The following is a 16106-nucleotide window of genomic DNA, read 5'->3' as shown; positions in this document are numbered from 1 at the left end:
CGATGAGCAAGACCGACACCGACAACAGCCGGGAGCAGGAGGACCTGGGAGCCGCCGGTTCCCAGCTGTCCACCGCCCCGCAGGAGGAACCGGCGGGCGTGCCGGGCCTCGGTGTCATCGGCTGGGCGCGCTGGTTCTGGCGGCAGCTGACCTCCATGCGGGTCGCGCTGCTGCTGCTCCTGCTGCTCTCGCTCGGCGCGATCCCCGGCTCGCTGATCCCGCAGACCGGCGCCGACGCGGGCAAGGTCGAGGACTTCCGGGCCGCCCACCGGACGCTGGCGCCGGTCTACGACAAGCTCGGCCTGTTCCACGTCTACAGCTCGGTGTGGTTCTCCGCGATCTACATCCTGCTGTTCGTCTCCCTCATCGGCTGCATCATCCCCCGCACCTGGCAGTTCGTCGGCCAGCTGCGCGGCCGTCCGCCGGCCGCCCCCAAGCGGCTGACCCGGCTGCCCGCGTACACGACATGGCGCACCGAGGCGGACCCGGAGCAGGTCCGCGAGGCCGCGCTGGCCCTGCTGAAGAAGCGCCGCTTCCGCGCCCACACGGCCGGTGACGCCGTCGCCGCCGAGAAGGGCTACCTGCGTGAGACGGGCAACCTGGTCTTCCACATCGCCCTGATCGTGCTGCTGGTCGCGTTCGCCTCCGGCCAGCTGTACAAGTCGGACGGCACCAAGCTGGTGGTGGAGGGCGACGGCTTCGCGAACGCCCTGCCGCAGTACGACGACTTCAAGTCCGGCAGCCTCTTCCGCACCGACGACCTGGTCCCGTTCAGCTTCGACCTCAAGGACTTCGAGGGCACCTACGAGGTCAGCGGCCCCAACAAGGGCACCCCGCGCACCTACGAGGCGAAGATCAGGTACAGCCAGGGCGCGTACGGCAAGGAGAAGTCGACCACCGTCAAGGTCAACGAGCCGCTGAAGATCGACGACGCCAAGGTCTACCTGGTCAGCCACGGCTACGCGCCCGTCATCACCGTCCGGGACGGCAAGGGAAAGGTCGTCTTCCAGGACGCCGTCCCGCTGCTGCCGCTCGACGGCAACGTCACCTCGCAGGGCGTCATCAAGGTCATGGACGACTACCGTGACGCGCGGGGCGCGAAGGACCAGCTCGGCATCAAGGCCTTCTTCCTGCCGACCTACGGCGGTCCCGGGATGGAGATCTCCTCCGCCTTCCCCGCGCTGCTGAACCCGGTGCTGAACCTGGAGCCCTACCACGGCGACCTCGGCGTCAACTCGGGACTTCCGCAGAGCGTGTACCAGCTCGACAAGACCCACATGAAGGACTTCAAGGACGCCAAGGGCGCACAGCTGAGGGTGAACCTCAGGCCCGGCGAGACCATGAAGCTGCCGAACGGCGCCGGGTCCGTGACCTTCGACAAGGACATCAAGGAGTGGGCCGGCTTCGAGATCGTCCAGGAGCGGGGCAGCGGCTGGGCGCTCGGCGGCGCCGTCGCCGCGATCTTCGGTCTCGCCGGGTCCCTGTTCATCCAGCGCCGCCGTGTGTGGGTACGGGCGGTGCGCGGTGCCGACGGTGTGACGGTGGTCGAGATGGCCGGCCTCGGCCGCAGCGAATCGTCGAAGGTGCCCGAGGAACTGGGCGCCCTCGCCGGACACCTCTACGACGCGGTGCCGGGCGCCCCCGAACCCCCTGCCGCCCCCGACGCCGAACCAGCAGAAACCCCCGACACTCAAGCCGTACCTGCCGAAGGGGCTGAGAAGTGACTCTCGCCGCCGCCACCAACGAACATCTCGCGAGTCTCAGCAACACGCTGATCTACTCGTCGATGGCCGTCTACACCCTGGCCTTCTTCGCCTACATCGCCGAGTGGCTGTTCGGCAGCCGCAGCAAGGTCGCCCGTACGGCCGCCGCGCTCACCGCCGACGGCGCACGGACGACGGGCGCCCCCGCCGTCACCGTCCAGCGGGCGGGAGGCACCACCGTGCTGGAGCGGCCCAAGGTCGTCGTGCGCTCGGCGTCCGGCGCGCGGGACGTGCCGGACGGGCCCGGCGCGCACGGCGGCGACGAGCAGGGCGACCTCTACGGGCGTATCGCCGTCTCCCTCACCGCGCTGGCGTTCCTGGTGGAGCTGGTCGGTGTCGTCGCCCGCGCGGCCTCCGTGCAGCGGGCGCCGTGGGGCAACATGTACGAGTTCAACATCACCTTCTCCACGGTCGCCGTCGGCGTGTACCTCGGGCTGCTGGCGCTGAAGAAGAACGTGCGCTGGCTCGGGCTGTTCCTCATCACGACCGTGCTGCTCGACCTCGGCCTCGCGGTCACCGTCCTGTACACGGCCAGCGACCAGCTGGTGCCGGCCCTGCACTCGTACTGGCTGTACATCCACGTCTCCACCGCGATCTTCTGCGGCGCGGTGTTCTACGTCGGCGCGGTCGCCACGATCCTGTACCTGTTCAAGGACTCGTACGAGAACAAGCTCCAGACCGGCGGCACGCCCGGCAGGTTCGCCACCTCGGTGCTGGAGCGGCTGCCCGCCTCCGCCTCCCTGGACAAGTTCGCCTACCGGGTGAACGCGGCCGTCTTCCCGCTGTGGACGTTCACGATCATCGCGGGTGCGATCTGGGCGGGCGACGCCTGGGGCCGGTACTGGAACTGGGACCCGAAGGAGACCTGGTCCTTCATCACCTGGATCGCCTACGCCTGCTACCTGCACGCGCGGGCCACGGCCGGCTGGAAGGGCCGCAAGGCCGCCTACCTGGCGATGATCGCCTTCGGCTGCTGGCTGTTCAACTACTACGGCGTCAACATCTTCGTCTCCGGAAAGCACTCGTACGCGGGCGTGTGACCGCCGTAACCGCGTGCGCAACCCCGGGCCGGGGGTCAGGCTGGTGTCATGAGCGGTTCCATCGCACAGGGCACCAGCCAGACCCACGGGAACACGCACATCCTGCACCTCACGGTGCGGTTCCCGCGGCGTATGGAGGACGTCTGGCCCGCGGTGGCCACGCCCGAGGGGCTGGCGGCCTGGTTCACCCCGGCCGAGGTGCTCGAACCCCGGCTCGGCGGTGCGGTCACCCTGCGTGACCTGGGCAGCGGGGAGGTCACCGCCTGGGACGTGGACCGGGTCGCGGAGTACACGGTGGAGGGCGGCGGCCGGATCCGGTTCCACCTGGAGCGCGAGGAGGACGGCTGCGCCCTCCGCTTCACGCACGAGTTCCAGGGCGAGGAGGAGTCGGAGCAGCGCTGGCGGACCCGTTTCGAACGCCTGATCGACATGTTGGAGTCCCCGGAGAGCCGGCCGGGCCCCGGGCCGTCGCCGGACCCGGAGCCGCGCGAGCCCCTCCCCGGGCAGTTCACCTAGGACGGCGGCAGGCACTCCTTCCCCGGCGGCTTCCCCTCCGGCCAGGCGATCCGCACGAAGCGCGAACCGCCCTCGGGAGTCAGCTCCACGATCGGCACCGCCTTGTCGTACGGGTTGCCGTGCACGTCCAGGCAGATCCAGCCGCTCGCCCCGTCCACCCGCAGCGAGCCCTTGACCTGCGGCCACTGCAGGCCGACGTCCGCGAGCGCCGGGACGGCCCGGCCGGCCGGCACCGCCTCGCGGACGCCGTGCACCACGAGCTGAAGGGCGTCGTAACCGATGATCAGCTGCCCGTCGTCCAGGGCGACGGAGCCGATCGGGCCCATCGGCTCCCGGGACGCGTCCGCCAGCAGCCCCCGCAGCACCGCGAAGTCGGCCGCCGAGCCGCCCGTCGGCCCCGGATCCCTCGCCCAGGCGTCCGGATGGGCGAGGGAGGTGTAGCGCACGGAGAGGTTGTGCCGCAGCGCGCCGCGGTCCAGGTCCTTCTCATGGGTCAGGTACGAGGCCTCGTCACCGGTCAGCACGGTGAACCTGCGGTCCTGGCAGCCCCGGCCGCCCAGGGCGTTGATGAACTGGCGCAGCTGGGTGTGCCGGCCCGCGAACAGGATCGTGTCCGTCTCCCGGGAGGTGTCGCACACCAGGTGCGTGATCTGCCGGAAGGTGTTCGCGGTCGTGCCCTCCTCGCTGCGGTCCCCGGGCGGCGTGAACGGCTGCGGCTCGTACGGCGAGCCCTTGATCAGCGCCGCGAACGACTCCTGAAGGGTCCGCGTGTACGGGTCGCCGGGCTTGTCGTACACCAGCAGCGCCTTGCCCGCGCTCACCTTGGCGAACGAGGCCAGCGCGCGGGCCTCGTCGGTGTTGGTCGGCGCCACCCGGGCCAGCCCCGGGAAGGGGTCCTTGCCGCGCTGCCCGTTGGCGAGGTCGTCGGCGGTGATGGAGGAGCCGACCACCGGGACGCCCTGCCGGGTCAGCTCCGTGACGGCCTGCTTGTTGGCGTAGGTGCTCTGTCCGATGCCTGCGACCGCCCGCAGCCGGTCCGCGCTCTTCGTCATCGCGGCCAACTGTCCGACCGTCTGCCGCCAGTGCGCGCCGGTCGCCCCCGGGTTGGCGAGCACCAGCCGGATCTGCGGGCGCTCCCCGTTGGAGTCGTGGTTGGCCCGGTACTGGGCCAGGTAGGCGCCCTGGAGCTGGTGGCGGATGTCGTTCAGGCTGGTCGCTGACGTGGAGGTGTACGGCAGCATCAGCGCCACCGTCACATAGCTCCCGGGCGCGAGACGGTCGTTCTCCCGGCCGATCGCCCGGACGGTGTCGCGCAGCCGGGGCTGCCCGAAGTCGTACGGCCCGGTCGCCACGCCCACGCACTCGTCGCTGCCCTCCGGCCGGCTCACCCCGGGCCCGCAGGACCGGTCCTCGTGCAGCAGCGACCGGACGCCGAACACCAGGCCCGCCACCACGGCCGCCGCCACCAGCAGGGCCGTGTAGCGGCGCAGCGGGATCTCCCACACGCCCTCGCGTATCCACGTGCCCACACCCCTGCGTGCCATCACGCCTCCCCCCTCCGGTCGTCCGGGCCGTCGTCCGCGTCCGCCGCGGAGCCGGGGCCGTCCATCGGGCGCCCGGCCAGCGCCGCCGCCGGCCAGTCCCGGGAGGCCCGCCACAGCAGCGCGTTGCCCGCCGGACGCAGGTTGGACAGCTGCTCCAGCTCGAAACGGAGCCGGTCGCACACCTGCGGGTCGGGCAGCACCAGCGGGTCCGTCAGCAGCCACACCGCGTGCAGCAGCCGCCGTATCCGCAGGTGCAGTACGGCGTCCACGCCCTCCGGCACCGCGTACTCGGCGTCCGTGCGGCCGAGCGCGACCGCGGACCGCCGGTCGCCGCGGCCGGTGAAGTCGCGGCCCTCGGCGTCGTGCGCGTGGAAGTAGGAGGCGGAGGCGATGAAGCGCAGGGTGCGCAGCCAGGCCCGCGGATCCGCGGTGGGGAAGGTGTCCCGCAGGTGGCCGACCGCCGCCTCCGTCTCCCCGAGCGCGAGTTCGTGGTGCAGCCGGTACCGGGAGTGCCCGGCGCCGGGATAGTGGCCGATCAGCGTCTCGTGCGCGGTACGCCACGACGCGTGGTCGGCGTCCCGCAGATGGAGGCGCAGCAACAGCAGGGTGCGCACGAACGGGTCGCCGACGAACCGGCCCGGCACGGCGGGCAGCCCCTCCTCGGCGAGCCGCGTCTGCAGCGCCCGCACGCTCGCCGGGCCGAAGGTGTCCGGCAGCAGCGCCGCGGCCAGCGCGCAGGCCGAGCCGTGATCGTGGGCGGCGGCCAGCACGGTCAGCTCGTCCAGGTGCTCGGCCGGCACCAGCCGGTCCAGCAGCGCCTCGTAGGCGGGCACGGCGGGCTCGTCCTCGTCGGTCCGTAACCCCGCCGTGAGGAGTTCGCCCAGCGAGGACGTCCCGGCCGGGGCCTGCGCCGCCGCCTCGGCGAGCAGCACGATGCCCAGCGGGTTCCCGCCGGTCAGCCGGTGCGCGGCATGCGGCAGCCGGGGAGGTACGGCGGTGTTCTCACAGACCGCGCCGATGATGTGCAGGGTGTCGTCCGGGCTCAGCGGCGGCAGCGCCAGCAGCAGCGCCCGGGAGGAGGGGGCCGCGTCCGGCGCCCAGTCGCAGCGCCGGGCCACCTCCGCCAGCTCCCGGCGCACCCCGCCCGGCAGTTCCCCGCGGCCCTCGCCGCGCCGGGCCGCGACGAACGCCACCCGGTCCGCGATGCCCTCGGTGCGGTCCCGCAGTACGGCCGCCACCAGCCCCGGGCCGGGCGCCGACTGCGCGTTGTCCAGCAGCACCAGCGGCCGGCCCAGCCGCTGCATCCGCGGCAGCACCCCCGCGTACGCCTCCGTCAGGTCGGCCAGCAGCGCCCGCACCAGATACCGCTCGGCGTGCTCGCGGGAGCCGCCGCCGTCCCGGAAGTGCTGGGACAGCAGGATCAGTCCGCGCTGGGCGTTGCCGCCCGCGTTCGGATAGGTGCGGTACCACACCGACGCCTTCTGGTGCCGGCGGCTGGTGAACCCCTCGGCGACGGACTCCAGCGTCGCCTCGATGGCCCCCGACACCAGCGGCCCGGTGCCGGTGGCCGCGGCGACCACCTTGGCCGCCACCTTGCCGGCCCAGCGCCCCGCCAGCCCGCTGATCCACGAGCCGCTCTCGTTCAGCAGCAGGATGCGCTCGACCTCCCGGCGGATGCGCTCCGAGTCGGCGTCGCCCCAGCCGCCGGCGGCCACCGCGACCAGGCCCGACATCAGCCGCGGGAAGGTGATCCGGCCGGCTCCCGTCACCGGCGCGGCGAGCTGCTCGGCGATCACCAGCAGCGCCTGTCCGAGCGGCGACCAGGAGTCGGCGGGCCGGTCCGCGGGCGGGGCCCGGAACTGGTCCTGCGCGCAGTCGGCCAGCGCGACCGGCGTATGGCCCCGGTAGGCGTCCCGCAGCTCGGCGAGGACCGCGCTCTTGCCGAGCCCGCGCGCCCCGGTGAGCACCACGAACGGCGGTTCGTCCGGGTGTTCGTACGGATGTGCGCGGTGCTGGTGCGGGCGCAGGCCCACGAGCCGCGGCGCGAGCCCGGCCGGATCGACGTCGAACAGTGCTCCCCGCCCGTGCAACCGTCTGTGCACCGCATCTCCCCCTCAACGGAAGTGTAGAAAGGGAGAGTTGCTTCGGGCCAGGGTCCGTGATGACCGTTGGGTCACGAAACCGCCGGGAGGCTTCCGTGGGCCACCGAGGCGATCCGGTCCCGCAGCCGCTCGACGTACAGCCGCATGTTCTTCGCCGCGACGTCCGTGTCCGGGTACCGGCTCGCCAGCCACAGCCCCTCCGGCAGCCGGTTCACCCACACGCACACCTGGTCCCCGTACGACACCCGCAGCAGCCCGTACGCCTTCAGCTCCGCCCACCGCGCGGCGCCGGGCAGGGCGCGGGTGTCCAGGTAGGAGACGATCGAGTACAGGTCCGGGGAGGCCGGCCGGAAGTCCGCGTCGAGCAGGCTCAGCACCCGGGCCAGCGGCATCCGGGCCAGCGACCGGTTCGCCTGCAGCTCGGCGCGCACCGCCCGCAGGGCCTCCGGGAAGCCGCGGAGGCGGTCCACGGGCACCTCGATCGGGGCGCCGCCCACGTACCAGCCCACCGAGTCGCTCCACCGTGACTTCACCCGGGTGTGGAAGGGCACCACCGTCCGGTACACCGGCTGCCCGCCGAGTTCGTGCACGATGAGACCGGTCGCGGCCAGCAGCCCGACCAGGCTGCCGCCGTAGGGCCGGCAGTACGCCTCGAACGCCGCCGCCTCCTGGGCGTCCGCCAGCGGCTCGCACAGCATCCGCTGCGGGGGCAGCGGGCCGCCCGGCGCCAGGCCCAGTTCGACCGGGAACCCCGGCAGCGTGCCGTCGCAGCGGCGGATGAACTCCCGCCAGCGGTCCACGATCACGTGCCGGCCGTCGATGCCGTCCGCGTGGGCCCGCTCGATCTCGCAGAAGTCGACGTAACTGGCGGGCGGGGTGCCGGCGCCGGGTTCGGTCCCGGCCAGGAACGCCGCGTACAGCTCGTGGATCTCGGCGGGGATCCGCTGCAGGGAGTAGGCGTCGACGTTGCTGTGGTCGAAGGCCAGGTAGACGCTGGCGCCGTCGTCCCGGACGACCGCCGTGTAGAGCAGGTTCGGCCAGCGCAGCGCGTCCGCGACCGTGTCGAAGCGGTCCTGGAGGTGCCGGACGAGGACGTCGGCGTCGGGGAAATCGCCCGCCTCCTGCCGGCACAGGGAGACGTCGGCGGCGTCGAGCGTGAACCGGCGCAGTTCGTCCCCGGCCCAGCGGAAGCCGCTGCGCAGCGTCTCGTGCCGTACGGTCCACGCGCGCAGGGCCCGCTCCAGCACGTCCAGGTCGACCGGGCCGGGCAGGTCGAAGGCGGTGCCGAGCCAGGTCGGCACGAACATCCCGTCCTGCCGGACGGCCCTGGCCGTGCGGATGTGCGCCTCCTGGATGTAGGCGGGGGGCCGGGAGTCGTCCGGGAGTGCCGCCGCCGCCGCGACGGTCGCCGGGCTCAGCGTCCACTCGACGAGCCGTCCCGGCCGGACCTCGCAGCGCTGGATGTCAGTGATTCGCACGCGTCTCCCATCGCAGAAGGGGCCCCTGGATGCGGGCCCCCCTGCAAGGCAATGCCGTGGGACGCGGCCGGGACATGCCCGTTCGGTTCATTTCACGGGAACGGGTGGCGGGCCGAACGGGGGAGTGATTAACCGTCGGTGACCGGCCGCGTCAGCCGACGGTCGCCGAGCCGGGCTTCCGGTTGTGAAAGGCAGGCCTCCGGAAATGTCTGACGGTTATTCATATCCAGTCTGCCGAAGGTTGGTTGGCCGTTTCGGTCGGTGTCGTTCCGCGCGTGCACGATCCTGCCCCCGCTGACGCAGGAGAACCGGGTGGCCACAGACAGAGCCGACAGCGACAGACCCCCTCGCAGCGGCGAGCCGCGCCTGAAGCTCGGTGCCCCGCCGGTCGCGCCCGCCCGCCGCTCCCTGGTGCGCAGGCTCCTCCCGCGTGCCGTCGCCGCCGCCACCGCCCTGTGCGCGATCGTCGTCCTCGCCGAGGGCCATGCCGCGCTGCCCTTCGAACGGATCGTCACCATCCAGGCGAAGATGGCCTCCAAGGCCGACTTCTTCGAGGATCCCGAGGTCCAGCGGCTGCTCGTCCGGCACGGCTTCCGCGTGCACATCACCCGCATGGGATCCCGGGGGATCGCCACCCAGAAGTACGACGGCTACGACGTCGTCTTCCCGTCCGGACAGCCCGCCGCCGACCTGATCACCGGCAGGAGCGCGGCCGAGGGCCACCCGGTCACGACGTACCGCCCGTTCGTCAGCCCGATCGTGCTCGGCACCTACCGGGAGTACGCCGAGACGCTCCAGGACGCCGGGATCGCCGCCCCGTTACCGGGCGTGCCGGCCGGCTCGGAACCGCTCTACTACTCGCTGGACATGAAGAAGTTCCTCGCGGCGTCCGCCCACGGCCGCCGCTGGGACGACCTGGGCACCGGCCGGCACGGCATCCACAACGGGAACAAGGTGCTCGCCCAGACCTCCGACATCTGCCAGGCCAACTCCGCCGGCACCTATCTGGGCCTGGTCTCCTACGTGTGGAACGCGCAGGAGATACCGCAGACCCCCGCCGAGGCGGCCCGCTTCGCCGAGCGGATCCGCCTGCTGCTCAACGACCAGGGCATGCCCTCCTCCGAGAAGAACGAGACCTACGTCTCCGCCGAGGGCAAGAGCATCTCCCCGATCGCGGTGATCTACGAGCACCAGTTCCTGGCCCACCAGATCGCCGCCCGGTCCCGAACCGGACACGTCGACGGCGAGCGGGTCCTGCTCTACCCGTCGGCGCGGTTCGTCACCGAGCCCCAGCTCATCGCCCTCACCCCCGACGGCGACCGGCTCGGCGAGCTGATCACCACGGATCCGGCGCTGCAGCAGCGCGCGATGGAGCTGGGCTTCCGGGTCCGGGACGCCCAGGGCGGCTCCGCCACCAGCGACGCGCTGACCCGCTTCCTGGGGCAGCGGGGCATCCAGGCACCGGTGCTGTCCGACGACGACACCAAGGCCGTACTGCCCCGCCTCGACCTGCTGGAGCGGATGATCGAGGTGGTCGGCGACTGCGACCCGGTCACCCGGCCGGCGCCCGCCGGGGAGGCCCCATGAGCCCCGCGGACCCCCGTGAACCGCGCGGCCCGGTGCCCCCGCGCATCCTCACTCTCGTCCTGTGCCTGGTCCTGCTCGCCACCCTCGGCGGGCTCGTCTCCTGCTCCGGGGACGACCGCGGCCCCGACATCACCCTGCACGTCCTGGCCAGTGACGAACTCGCCGACATGCGGCCGCTGCTGGACCGGCTCCGCGAGGACACCGGCGTCCGCCTGGACCTGGACTACCGGCCGACCAACGACGCGGCCGACACCCTCCTCACCGGCCGCCACTCCTACGACCTGGCCTGGCTCTCCTCCGACCGGTACCTGCGGCTCAAGGCCAAGCGGGCCCCCGCCGGCACCACCCCCGCCACCGGCATCCAGAGCGCCTCGATCATGCGTTCCCCGGTCGTCGTCGGCCTCAGCCCCGAGGTGGCCCGGACCCTGCGCGCCAAGGCCCCCGGCGGACGCCTGTCCTGGGCGGACATCGCCGACGCCGCCGCCACCGGTGCCGTGCGCTTCGGCATGGCCGACCCCCGGCACAGCAACAGCGGCCTCGCCGCGCTGGTCGGCGTCGCCACCGCCGCGGCCGGCACCGGCCGCGCCCTGCGCCCCTCCGACGTCAGCTGCGACCGGCTGCGCGGCTTCCGCTCAGGGCAGACCCTCACCGCCGACAGCTCCCACGCCCTGCTGGACGCCTTCGTCTCCCGCCCCGGCCGCACCAACGCCCTGATCACCTACGAGTCCGAGCTGCTCACCCTGAACGCCTCCGGCCGGCTCCGCACGCCCCTGGAGATCGTCCATCCCGCCGACGGCATGGTCCTGTCCGACTACCCGCTCCTCCTGCTCGACCCAGGCCGCCGCGACGCCTACGACCGGGTCGTGACGTGGCTCACCGGCACCGGCCACCAGCGGGAGATCATGCGCAGCACCCTGCGCCGCCCGGTCAGCACCGAGGTGACCCGCGACACCCGGCTCCAGACCCCCCTCGACAACGCGCTGTACTACCCGGACGACCCGGCCGTCCTGGACCGGCTCCTCGCCGACTACGGCGACCCGGACCGCCGCCGCACCGACCAGGTGATCTTCCTCCTCGACTTCTCCACCTCCATGCGCGGCTCCCGTACCCGGGCGTTACGGGCCGCGTTCGCCGGGCTCAGCGGCGCGGACACCTCCGCCACCGCCAAGTTCGTCCGCTTCCACCAGGGGGAGCGGCTGACCGTCGTCCGGTTCGGTGGGCGCCCCCTCGCGGAACGCACGGTCACCGTGCGCGGCCCGGCCGACCTCACGTCCCTGGCGGACTTCGTCGCCGGCGGCGGCTACGACGGCTCCACCGCCGTCTGGTCCGCCCTGGACCGCGGCTACGGCACCGCCGAGCGGACCCTGCGCGCGGACCCGGGGCGCCGGGTGTCCCTGGTGCTGATGACGGACGGCGAGAGCAACGCGGGCATCGGCCGCACCACCTTCGTCAGCCGCTACCGCGCCCGCCCCGCCGACGTCCGCGCCGTGCACACCTACCCCCTCCACTTCGGCGACGCCGACGCGGCGGAACTGCGCCGGGTCGCCGCGGTGACCGGCGGGCGCATGGTCGACGCCCGCGCTTCGTCCCTGTCCACCGCGTTCAAGGAGATCCGTGGCTGTTCTTGACGGCACCTGGTGGAGCGCCTGGTGGGGCCCGATGGCCTGGTGGCTGGCGGGGTTCGCCGGCCTGCTCGTGCTCGGCGGCTTCGCGCTGCGACGCGGCCTCGCCCGGCTCGGCAAAGTCCCCGAGGACCCCAGCTATCTGCCCCTGTACCTCGACAACGACGCCGTCATGGGCCTGTTCAAGATGGGCAACTACAAGTCGGCGCTGCGCAAGGAGGTCGAGGAGCGGCGCATCCGCAGCGCCGGCTGCCTGGCCGTGATCCCGCTGGTCTCCCTGCTGTTCAAGGTGACCGGCGGCAGCACCACCGAGGTGGTCGCCAAGTACGTGGAGAACAGCGAGCCGATCTCGGTGATCGGCCTGCTGCTGTCCGTGCTGCGCCGGGGCGACGCCCTCGTGGAGGTGCGGCTGCGGCCGGACTCCGGGACGGTCGTCCCGAACCGGGCCCTGCTGCGGGAGCTGGCCCGGACCGGGGCGGGCGCCGGGGCCGCCGTGGACGTGCCGCTCAGCGAGATAGGGGAGTTCGTCATGGTCACGGGCCGGTTCGAGGCCCGCGGCACCCGCGGCCGGACGCTGGTGATGCGGGCCCCCTACGCGGACGGCGGCCGTGCCGCGCACCTGCGGGTCGTCGTGCGCGGCGACGGGCTGCTCACCCCGGACCGGGAACTGCCCGAGGGCCAGTTCCAGGCGCACTGTCTGGGCAAGGTGACCAGCTGGGACCCCGAGGCCCGGGAGATCGTGCTGCAGTACCCGGTCGCCGTCTTCCGCTGACCGGCACCCGGACCCGTGCCGGGAAGGGGGTGGGCGCATGGACAAAGCGGTACGTCGGCGATACTTGGCCGCATGGCTTACGACGATCTTCGCTCCCTGCTGCGGGCACTGGAGCGCGAGGGAGACCTCAAGCGCATCAAGGCCGAGGTCGACCCGTACCTGGAGGTCGGGGAGATCGTCGACCGGGTGCAGAAGTCCGGCGGCCCGGCACTGCTCTTCGAGAACGTGAAGGGCTCGGCGATGCCCCTCGCGATGAACGTCTTCGGCACCGACCGGCGCCTGCTGAAGGCGCTGGGGCTGAAGTCGTACGACGAGATCTCCGAGAAGATCGGCGGCCTGCTGCGGCCCGAGCTGCCGCACGGCTTCGTCGGCGTGCGCGAGGCCTTCGGGAAGCTGGGCGCGATGGCCCACGTCCCGCCGAGGAAGGTGAAGTCCGACAGCGCGCCCGTGCAGGAGGTCGTGCTGCACGGCGACGAGGTCGACCTCGACCGGCTCCCGGCGCTCTTCACCTGGCCCCAGGACGGCGGCTCCTTCTTCAACCTGGGCCTGACCCACACCAAGGACCCCGAGTCCGGCATCCGCAACCTGGGCCTGTACCGGCTGCAGCGCCACGACAGGCGCACGATCGGCATGCACTGGCAGATCCACAAGGACAGCCGGAACCACTACCAGGTCGCGGCACGAAGGGGCGAGCGCCTCCCGGTCGCCATCGCCTTCGGCTGCCCGCCCGCCGTGACGTACGCCTCCACGGCCCCGCTCCCCGGCGACATCGACGAGTACCTGTTCGCCGGGTTCGTCGCGGGCAAGCGGATCGAGATGGTGGACTGCAAGACGGTCCCGCTCCAGGTCCCCGCGAACGCGGAGGTCGTCCTGGAGGGCTGGCTGGAGCCCGGCGAGATGCTGCCCGAGGGCCCCTTCGGCGACCACACCGGCTTCTACACCCCGCAGGAGCCGTTCCCCGCGCTGAAGATCGACTGCGTGACGATGCGGAAGCGTCCGCTGCTCCAGTCGATCGTGGTCGGCCGCCCGCCGACGGAGGACGGCCCGCTCGGCCGCGCCACCGAACGCTTCTTCCTCCCCCTGCTGAAGATCATCGTCCCGGACATCGTGGACTACCACCTGCCCGAGGCCGGCGGCTTCCACAACTGCGCGATCGTCTCGATCGACAAGAAGTACCCCAAACACGCGCAGAAGGTGATGCACGCCGTCTGGGGGGCGCACATGATGTCCCTCACCAAGCTGATCGTGGTCGTGGACGCCGACTGCGACGTCCACGACCTGCACGAGGTCGCCTGGCGGGCCCTCGGCAACACCGACTACGCCCGCGACCTCACCGTCGTCGAAGGCCCCGTCGACCACCTCGACCACGCCTCGTACCAGCAGTTCTGGGGCGGCAAGGCGGGCATCGACGCGACGAAGAAGTGGCCCGAGGAGGGCTACACCAGGGACGGGGGCTGGCCGGACATGGTCCTCTCCGCCCCCGATACGGCGGCCCTGGTGGACCGCCGCTGGAAGGAGTACGGACTGTGAGCAGCGCCTCCGCGGCACTCCCGCGGCCCGGACGCACCAGGGCTTTCCTGCGCCTGGTGATGATCGAGCACTCGGTCTTCGCGCTCCCCTTCGCCTACATCGCCTCCCTCACCGCGATGTACGAGTGGGACAGGAACATCCACTGGGCCCGCCTGCTGCTGGTCACGGTCTGCATGGTCGGCCTGCGCACGTTCGCCATGGCGGTGAACCGGATCATCGACCGCGAGATCGACGCCCGCAACCCGCGCACGGCCCACCGTGAACTGGTGACCGGCGCGATGTCGGTGAAGCACGCCTGGACGGGCGCCCTGGTCGCCCTGGTGGTCTTCCTGGGCGCGGCGGCCCTGCTGAACCCGCTCTGCCTCGCCCTGGCGCCGGTCGCGGTGGTGCCGATGGTGGTCTACCCCTACGGGAAACGGTTCACCAACTTCCCGCAGGCCATCCTGGGCCTCGCGCAGGCCATGGGCCCGGTCGGCGGCTGGCTGGCGATCAGCGGCGAGTGGTCCTGGTCGGCGGTCATCCTCGGCCTGGCCGTCGGCGTCTGGATCGGCGGCTTCGACCTGATCTACGCCTGCCAGGACGTCGAGACCGACCGGGAGATCGGCGTCATGTCGGTCCCGGCCCGCTTCGGCATCCCGGCCGCGATCTGGGGCGCGCGCGCCTGCCACACGGTCACCACGGCCCTGTTCGTCTGGTACGCCCTGGCCACCCACGCCGGCGCGTTCTTCTGGCTGGGCCTGCTGATCGTCGCGGGCGCCTTCCTCTACGAGCACCGCATCGTCCGCCCCCACGACCTGTCCCGCCTCAACAGGGCGTTCTTCTCGGTCAACGGCTTCATCGGCATCGCCCTTTTCGTGTGCGCGCTGCTCGATCTCCTCGTGCGCGGTCTGACCGTCTGAGCGGCTGGACGCCACCCGGCCCGAGCACGGCCCGACCCGCCGGTACGCTCAAGGTGTGAACGCAGGAGAAACGCAGCGCGTGCCTTGGATCGTGGGGGTGTCCGGAGCGTCCGGGACGCCATACGCGGCTGCCGTGCTGCGGGCGCTGCTGGCGGCGGGCGAGGCGGTCGACCTGGTGGTCAGCAGGGCCTCGCGGCTGACGCTGCTGGACGAGACCGGCATCTCGTTCCGGGACTCCCACTGGCGCGACGACCTGCGGGAATGGCTGGCCCGTGGCGCCGACGGCAAGCCCGGGACCTTCGACGCGGACGTCAGCGGGGTGCGGTACTGGAGCGCGGGCGACCTCGCGGCCGGCCCGTCCTCGGGGTCGTACCCGGCGAAGGGGATGCTCATCGTGCCCGCCTCCACCGCCTGTGTGGCCGGTGTCGCGCTCGGGCTGTCCAAGGACCTGCTCCAGCGCACGGCGAGCGTCACGCTGAAGGAGCGCCGCACGCTGGTCGTGGCCGTACGGGAGACCCCCTTGAACGGCCAGACCCTGCGGCACCTCGTGGCGCTGGACGACGCCGGCGCCGCGGTCGTCCCGGCCTCGCCGGCCTTCTACGCGGGAGCCACGCACATACAGGACCTGGTGGACTTCGTCGCCGGACGGGTGCTGGACGCGGCAGGCGTCGAGCACGGCCTGTACCGGCGGTGGCGGGGCGAACTGGGCGGCGGCGCGGCGGGCGAGTAGCAGTACCTCTCATCACTTCAGGTCATCACTTCAGGAACTTTCACCGGAAGGCTTCGATCGCATGGACGCGGTGGACAGGCAGCTCATCCAGGCCCTGAGGGAGAACGGCCGGGCCTCGTACGCGGAGCTGGGACGCCTTGTCGGCCTGTCGGGCCCCAGCGTCACCGACCGCATCAACCGGCTGGAGGCCGCCGGTGTCATCACCGGGTACCGCGCGACGGTGAACGCGGCCTCGCTCGGCCTCGGTGTCACCGCGCTGATCGGGATCTCGCTGTCCGACGCGGCCGACCACGAGGACGTCGCCCAGCGGCTGCGGGATCTGACGGAGATCGAGGACTGCTGGTTCATCGCCGGCGACGACTCCTACATGCTCAAGGTGCGTTCGACGGACGTCGACGGCCTGGAGCGGACCATCCGCCGGCTCAGCGGAACCAAGGGCGTCTCCCGCACCCGTACCACCATCGTGCTGTCCACGAAGTGGGAGAACCGGGTCGGCGAGCTGCCCGAAGAGGTCTAGGGATAC

Annotated in this window: 13 protein-coding genes; 10 read left to right on the top strand and 3 right to left on the bottom strand. The window is 72.2% G+C overall.

Features of this window, described 5'->3' with window-relative positions; all coding sequences use genetic code 11:
- The first annotated feature begins 2 nt into the window (after positions 1 to 2).
- From AB0B40_RS05610 to AB0B40_RS05600, 3 genes are read left to right on the top strand one after another with little or no spacing between them, the layout of a single operon-like run.
- Positions 3 to 1724, top strand: a complete 1722-nt coding sequence (locus AB0B40_RS05610) for a cytochrome c biogenesis protein ResB (RefSeq protein ID WP_345057406.1) — start codon at positions 3 to 5, stop codon at positions 1722 to 1724.
- A complete protein-coding gene (gene ccsB / locus AB0B40_RS05605) occupies positions 1721 to 2803 on the top strand; it encodes a c-type cytochrome biogenesis protein CcsB (protein ID WP_345057408.1) in 1083 nt (360 codons plus the stop codon). Before AB0B40_RS05610 ends, ccsB begins: the two co-directional genes overlap by 4 nt.
- A gap of 48 nt (positions 2804 to 2851) precedes the next feature.
- On the top strand, positions 2852 to 3319 hold the full coding sequence (locus tag AB0B40_RS05600; RefSeq protein ID WP_345057410.1) for an SRPBCC domain-containing protein: 468 nt from the start codon (positions 2852 to 2854) through the stop codon (positions 3317 to 3319).
- Here AB0B40_RS05600 and AB0B40_RS05595 read toward each other — a convergent pair.
- From AB0B40_RS05595 to AB0B40_RS05585, 3 genes are all read right to left on the bottom strand, one after another.
- A complete protein-coding gene (locus AB0B40_RS05595) occupies positions 3316 to 4863 on the bottom strand; it encodes a hypothetical protein (protein WP_362263041.1) in 1548 nt (515 codons plus the stop codon). The two genes, AB0B40_RS05600 and AB0B40_RS05595, sit on opposite strands and share 4 nt — an antisense overlap.
- Positions 4863 to 6965 (bottom strand): hypothetical protein, encoded by a 2103-nt coding sequence (locus AB0B40_RS05590; RefSeq protein ID WP_362263038.1) that lies wholly within the window; start codon positions 6963 to 6965, stop codon positions 4863 to 4865. Before AB0B40_RS05590 ends, AB0B40_RS05595 begins: the two co-directional genes overlap by 1 nt.
- Positions 6966 to 7036: 71 nt before the next feature.
- Entirely contained in the window at positions 7037 to 8443 is a 1407-nt protein-coding gene (locus AB0B40_RS05585) for a condensation domain-containing protein (protein ID WP_345057416.1), read from the bottom strand.
- A gap of 312 nt (positions 8444 to 8755) precedes the next feature.
- On the opposite strand from AB0B40_RS05585, the gene AB0B40_RS05580 reads away from it, so the two are divergent.
- The 7 genes from AB0B40_RS05580 to AB0B40_RS05550 all read left to right on the top strand — a co-directional run bounded on the left by AB0B40_RS05580 (position 8756) and on the right by AB0B40_RS05550 (position 16100).
- Entirely contained in the window at positions 8756 to 10030 is a 1275-nt protein-coding gene (locus AB0B40_RS05580; RefSeq protein WP_362263034.1) for a hypothetical protein, read from the top strand.
- The gene (locus AB0B40_RS05575; protein ID WP_345057420.1) at positions 10027 to 11658 is read left to right on the top strand and encodes a VWA domain-containing protein; all 1632 of its coding nucleotides are present in this window, start codon (positions 10027 to 10029) and stop codon (positions 11656 to 11658) included. Before AB0B40_RS05580 ends, AB0B40_RS05575 begins: the two co-directional genes overlap by 4 nt.
- Complete coding sequence (locus AB0B40_RS05570) at positions 11645 to 12424, top strand: hypothetical protein (RefSeq protein ID WP_345057422.1); 780 nt, start codon at positions 11645 to 11647, stop codon at positions 12422 to 12424. Before AB0B40_RS05575 ends, AB0B40_RS05570 begins: the two co-directional genes overlap by 14 nt.
- Before the next feature lie 72 nt (positions 12425 to 12496).
- A complete protein-coding gene (locus AB0B40_RS05565) occupies positions 12497 to 13954 on the top strand; it encodes a menaquinone biosynthesis decarboxylase (RefSeq protein WP_362263030.1) in 1458 nt (485 codons plus the stop codon).
- Positions 13951 to 14853 carry a menaquinone biosynthesis prenyltransferase MqnP gene (gene mqnP, locus AB0B40_RS05560; protein WP_362263027.1) on the top strand — a complete coding sequence of 301 codons (903 nt, stop codon included), beginning with the start codon at positions 13951 to 13953 and terminating at the stop codon, positions 14851 to 14853. The genes AB0B40_RS05565 and mqnP overlap by 4 nt, the downstream gene beginning before the upstream one ends.
- Before the next feature lie 79 nt (positions 14854 to 14932).
- Positions 14933 to 15583 (top strand): UbiX family flavin prenyltransferase, encoded by a 651-nt coding sequence (locus AB0B40_RS05555; protein WP_345057428.1) that lies wholly within the window; start codon positions 14933 to 14935, stop codon positions 15581 to 15583.
- 61 nt (positions 15584 to 15644) lie between these two features.
- Positions 15645 to 16100 (top strand): Lrp/AsnC family transcriptional regulator, encoded by a 456-nt coding sequence (locus AB0B40_RS05550; protein WP_345057430.1) that lies wholly within the window; start codon positions 15645 to 15647, stop codon positions 16098 to 16100.
- Positions 16101 to 16106: the final 6 nt, after the last annotated feature.

This window comes from Streptomyces sp. NPDC042638, assembly GCF_040647235.1.
Lineage (GTDB): Bacteria > Actinomycetota > Actinomycetes > Streptomycetales > Streptomycetaceae > Streptomyces > Streptomyces rameus.
Note: the sequence above shows the minus strand (reverse complement) of the source record. Positions and strands in the feature narration are given on the sequence as shown.